Source organism: Desulfovibrio gilichinskyi (assembly GCF_900177375.1).
Classification (GTDB): domain Bacteria; phylum Desulfobacterota; class Desulfovibrionia; order Desulfovibrionales; family Desulfovibrionaceae; genus Maridesulfovibrio; species Maridesulfovibrio gilichinskyi.
Window position 1 is genome coordinate 1 of the sequence record NZ_FWZU01000013.1, and the last position, 1,326, is coordinate 1,326.

Below are 1,326 nucleotides of genomic sequence, written 5' to 3' on the forward strand. Positions count from 1 at the left end.
ATTTCCAAACGAATCATTTATAATTCGCTTTACCTCATTACCCCTTTCATCCGCAACCATGAAAATTGTGCCGACCTGATTTGTAGCAAAGAAAAAGGTTTGTCCTTCGTAGGTCATGCTCACGGGATTACCCTCTTCGTCATAGCTGAATACTTTCGGACGCAGACCTTCGCCGTCAGTGACAGCAAGAAGCATAGTTAAATCCTGCCAGAGGTACTTTTCTACAATTTTGCCGTTAATTGACTTTGCGATTCTCCGCCCCAAAGGGTCACAAGTGTATTCAATTCTGCGCCCGTCAGGCAGATGTACTTCGTGGAGCGGACCTGATTCTAAATAAGAATACCTCGTGACCTGACCGAGAAAGTTTTTCATCACCATGCGGCCTTGAGTGTCGTACATATATTTTGCTTCACCAGCCTGCAAAAGTTCCATGCTCTGACCGTACTTGAAGAGTTGTGGTTTTATCTGGCGAGTCTCCGAGGCCAGCCGTTCACCGTTTTTGCCGTACTGATAATGCTCAACAACAGCGTTCTCGCAAATAACTTTGCTAAGCCGACCGCCGTTGTCATAAACATATTCACGCTCAACCGCTTGCGGTTCAACGGCTAAGGCCGTGTAAATTATTCTGCCGTTGTCATCGCGCTCAGTTGCGAGGAGCGAGAATTCTTCACCTGTGTTAGGGATTGTAAAAGTTTTAGTTTGATATGCTTCCACGGCTGAAACATCGACAGCATCTCTTTTCTGCTCGTCATAAATGGTTTCACCCGTACCTGTTTCCGGCTGTCTGGGTTGATCCTTAGCAACTTCTGCAAGTAATTCCTGTCCGTATTCTGTTTTAATCAAATCTTTAACGAGGGGCAGATCTGGATTTTCAATAATAAATTTTGCGTGAAGCTTACGTTTTATTAGTTTTAAATATTTCTTTTCATATTCTATTTCCCTTAATTTACGTTCAAATAAAGCCTTGCGTTCAGTGGACATCATGCTTGGGTACATGCGCTCATGGGCAGGGAAATCTTTAAGGGCATAATAGGGGCTGTCCATTTCCTCCGGCCCTTCAAGAATGGAATTCGGCACCACATCGTACATCATTTTTAAAATATCTTCTGGTGGTGTCGAGTTTCTATACAATCGAACGTTAATGGGGATGTCCTTGCCTTCTTTTTCTCGTAATCTGTATCCACCGGGATAAATCATAATTAACTCCGCTTGCTTTGTGATAGCCGGATTAAACACAGACCTGTTCTGAATTTAATTAAGCTATCCTTAACTGAATAAGCATAGGATATAGGGCAGGGCGGACATGAATAAGCCGAGTCAGGTCCG

The 1,326-nt window shown here is 43.6% G+C and carries 1 protein-coding gene; it reads right to left on the reverse strand.

The annotated features are described in order from the left end of the window. A partial coding sequence (locus B9N78_RS17955) for an RHS repeat domain-containing protein (protein WP_212637038.1) occupies window positions 1-1,197 on the reverse strand: 1,197 nt, incomplete at its 3' end. Between the last annotated feature and the right edge of the window lie 129 nt (window positions 1,198-1,326).